The sequence below is a fragment of the Protofrankia sp. CiP1_Cm_nod4 genome (assembly GCF_982290645.1).
In genome coordinates this window covers 1-3,537 of record NZ_CEVIVC010000250.1, presented here as the reverse complement: position 1 = coordinate 3,537, position 3,537 = coordinate 1, and the positions used below count along the sequence as shown (strand labels likewise).

Below are 3,537 nucleotides of genomic sequence, written 5' to 3'. Positions count from 1 at the left end.
GCCCTGCCACGAGCCCTGCCACAGCACCCGACGTTGCCACCGACCCTGCCGCAGGCCCCGGCCGTGCCGCGCCCACCCGCCGCGCCCGACGCCCCCACCGTGCCGCGGTCACCCGTCCGGCGCTGGTGGGAGCGCGGTTCCAGCCGGTCGGAATAATCCCGAAAGGTGATCAGGCGATACCGGCGGCCGGGAGCGCCGGCGGCTCATGGCCGAGGCCGGGCCGCTGAGCAGGCGGGTTGAGACCGACAACCCACCCGGAGGATCGCGAGCAGGCCGGCGTCCGACCGTCGGGAACGGTAACCTCCGATCGTGTCCGCATCTCGGCTACTTTTCCGCACCCGGCGGCGACGCCCCGTCGTGCTCGGCCTCCTCGGCGCGCTGGTCCTGGTGCTCACCGGCTGCGACAAGCCGACCCCGCTGGTGACGCTGCAGTCCGGCGACAACTTCGTGCAGGCGCACGCCGCCCAGTACGACCGCGACGGCACAGTGATCAAAAACGACAAGTACCAGGCGCCGGTCCTGCACGCCGTCCCCGGGTCGGTCGTCAACATCGACGTCGCGAAGTCGATCGCCGACAAGGGATATTTCCTGGCGTCCAACGACACCCGGATCACCGACGTCATCACCGAGCCCCACTACCGGCTGTCCGTGCCGGACGGGCGCGGCGAGGTGAACCTGACCGTCTTCCAGGCCCCGCACACCGGCTCCGAGCAGGCCTCCGGAAGCTGGCCGTTCCGGCTCGTCGTCCAGCCGTAGCCCGATGAGCCCCAGTCCTGTCAGCCTCGCCCGCACCGGCCCGGGCGGCGGCACGGCACGTCCCGACGGCACAGGCCCGGCCGTGGCACGCCCGGTCCGCGACCATCCGTCGACCGCCCCGCAGGCGGCCGCGTGAGCCGCATACTGCTCGTCACCGCGATGGCAGCCGAGGCGGACGCCGTCTGCGCCGGAATGATGGGGCCATGGCGGCCCCGGCCCACCATCGGCACGGGTAGCGGCCCCGCCGCTGCCGCCGGTGCGGGCAGGCTGTCGCGCGGTTCGCCGCCGTCGTGGGACCGCCAGCTCCTGACCGCCGTGCGGATCGGCCCCTACCTGGGACGCCGCTCCGGCCCGGTGACCGTCCTCGCCGCCGGTGCCGCCGGCCCCGCCGCGGCCGCCGGCACCGCCACCGCGCTCGCCACCGCCCAGGCCACGGGGGAGCCGTTCGACCTGGTCGTCTCCTTCGGGATCGCGGGCGGTTTCGCCGGCCGCGCGGACATCGGCGACCTGGTCGTCGCGGACGAACTGATCGCCGCGGACCTCGGCGCGGAATCCGGCGTCGACGCCCCGCCCGGCGAACCGGGACAGCCACCCGCGCCGGCGTCCGGCGACTTCCTCACCCTGGAACAGCTCGGGCTCGGAGCCTCCACGCTGACCCCCCGCGAGGAGATCAGCCAGGCCCTCACCAGCGTCCTCGCCGGCACCGGGCGCCCGGTGCGGACCGGACCGGTGCTGACCGTCTCGACGATCACCGGAACCGAGCGGCGGGCCGCGGCCCTGGCGCTGCGTTTCGGCCCGGCCGCCGAGGCGATGGAGGGGTACGCGGTCGCGGTCGCGACGGCGGTGTACGGCACGCCCTTCGCCGAGATCCGCGCGATCAGTAACGCGGTCGGGCGCCGTGACCGGGCCAGCTGGGACGTGCCGGGTGCCCTGGCCGGGCTGAGCGCCGCGGCGGCTGCCCTCACCGCCGGCATCGACACCCTCACCGCGGCCCTGCGCGCCACCGGCTCCGGCTCCGGCGGCCCGGCCAGACCAGCCGGCCCTGCCAGACCAGCCGGGCTGGTCAGACCTGCCGGGCCCGCGGGAGCGACAGGACCAGCCCCGGGCGGCACGTCGTGACCGGCAGCGGGACCGACACCGGGACCGGCACGTCGACGATCCCGACGGTGATCCCGACGTCGCCACCGTCCCTGCCGGTCCCGCTGTCGTTGGCGATCTCTCCGTGCCCGAACGACACGTTCGCCTTCCACGCGCTCACGCACGGGCTGGTCGGGGACGGCACCCCGGTCACGGTGACCTTCGCCGACATCGACGTGCTCAACAGCCGCGCCGCCGACGCCCTCGATGACGTCGTCAAGGTCTCCTACGCGGCCCTGCCCTGGCTGCTGGGCTCCTACCAGCTGCTGTCGGCCGGCAGCGCGCTCGGACGCGGCTGCGGGCCGCTCGTGCTGACCGCCGGCCAGGCCGGCCTGCGTGGCGCCCGCGTCGCGATCCCTGGCATGCGCACCACCGCCTACCTGCTGTTCCGCCTGTGGGCGCAGGGACGCGGGGTGAGCGAGATCGACGTCCTCTCCTTTGAGAAGATCATGCCGGCGGTGCGGGACGGGCGGTACGACGCCGGCCTGGTGATCCACGAATCCCGGTTCACCTATCCGTCCTTCGGCCTGACCGCCATCGCCGACCTCGGCGACTGGTGGGAGTCCGAGACCGGCCTGCCGATCCCGCTCGGGGCCGTCCTGGGGCGTCGTCACCTCGACGGCGCCGCGCTGTCGGCGGTGGTACGGGCGAGCGTGGCCGCCGCGTTCGCCGACCCGGAGGCGTCGCGCTCCTACGTCCTCGACCACGCTCAGGAGATGGACCCGGACGTGGCGGACGCCCACATCGGTCTGTACGTCAACGACTACACCCTGCAACTCGGCGACGAGGGTTACGCGGCGGCCGAGGCCCTGCTGGGCCGCGCGGTCGCCGCGGGCCTCGTCCCGGCCCTGCCTGCCCCCTTGCGCTGATCCGTAGCGAAGCCGATCCGCACCAGAACCGATCCGCACCAGAACCGATCCGTAGCGAGGCCGGAGCCCGGCCCCGGCCTCGGAATTCTGGGGCGAAGGACGGCGGCCCGCCGCGAGGAGCGGCCGTCAGGCGATCAGACCTCCAACTCGTCGGCGACCGCGTGGACGACCTTCGCCACCTTCTGGGCCGTGCGCCGGTCCGGATAGCGCCCCCGCCGCAACGAGCCCTGCACCTCGTCCAACAGTTTGATCATGTCTTCGACCATGCTGTGGAGCTCGTCCGGGCTGCGCCGCGCCGCCTGCGCGGCGGCCTTCGTCACCGACGGTGGAGCCGCGAGCAGCCGCACCGACAACGCCTGGTCGCCACGGCGGCTCGTGGCAACCCCGAACTCGACCCGGTCACCGGGCTTGAGCCCGTCCACACCGGGTGGGAGCGCGGCCTTGTGGACGAAAACATCACCGCCGTCGTCACGGCTGAGAAAGCCAAAGCCCTTGTCGACGTCGAACCACTTGACTCTGCCGGTGGGCACGGAAGACCTCGTTATGAGTAGCGAAGGGGGACTGCCCGGTGAGATACCGGGGTCTCAAGGCTATCCGGGGACGCGCCGACGAGTGGCCGTCCGTACTTTTTCATCACCGAGCAGTAGCACCCGAATGATGGTCACCCGGCTCTCCTGCAAGCCGGGCCAGCCAGGCCTCCCGGTCGGCCTCCCCGATCCAACGGCCTCCCGAACATGACAGACATGATCGCTCCGCTTCTGGCCCACCACCCGGG

The 3,537-nt window shown here is 73.1% G+C and carries 5 protein-coding genes; 4 read left to right on the top strand and 1 reads right to left on the bottom strand.

All coding sequences use genetic code 11. The features are described from left to right. The first annotated feature begins 309 nt into the window (after positions 1–309). From AC5LSR_RS23705 to AC5LSR_RS23690, 4 genes are read left to right on the top strand one after another with little or no spacing between them, the layout of a single operon-like run. Entirely contained in the window at positions 310–756 is a 447-nt protein-coding gene (locus tag AC5LSR_RS23705) for a hypothetical protein (RefSeq protein ID WP_250282784.1), read from the top strand. A 4-nt stretch (positions 757–760) separates the two neighbouring features. Next, entirely contained in the window at positions 761–892 is a 132-nt protein-coding gene (locus AC5LSR_RS23700; RefSeq protein ID WP_445548183.1) for a hypothetical protein, read from the top strand. Further along, complete coding sequence (gene mqnB / locus AC5LSR_RS23695; protein WP_250282783.1) at positions 889–1,875, top strand: futalosine hydrolase; 987 nt, start codon at positions 889–891, stop codon at positions 1,873–1,875. Before AC5LSR_RS23700 ends, mqnB begins: the two co-directional genes overlap by 4 nt. 47 nt (positions 1,876–1,922) lie before the next feature. Next, positions 1,923–2,762, top strand: a complete 840-nt coding sequence (locus tag AC5LSR_RS23690; protein WP_493465762.1) for a 1,4-dihydroxy-6-naphtoate synthase — start codon at positions 1,923–1,925, stop codon at positions 2,760–2,762. Positions 2,763–2,896: 134 nt separating this feature from the next. Here AC5LSR_RS23690 and AC5LSR_RS23685 read toward each other — a convergent pair whose 3' ends face one another. Next, positions 2,897–3,292, bottom strand: coding sequence for a cold-shock protein (locus AC5LSR_RS23685; RefSeq protein ID WP_250289564.1), 396 nt, complete (start codon positions 3,290–3,292; stop codon positions 2,897–2,899). Between the last annotated feature and the right edge of the window lie 245 nt (positions 3,293–3,537).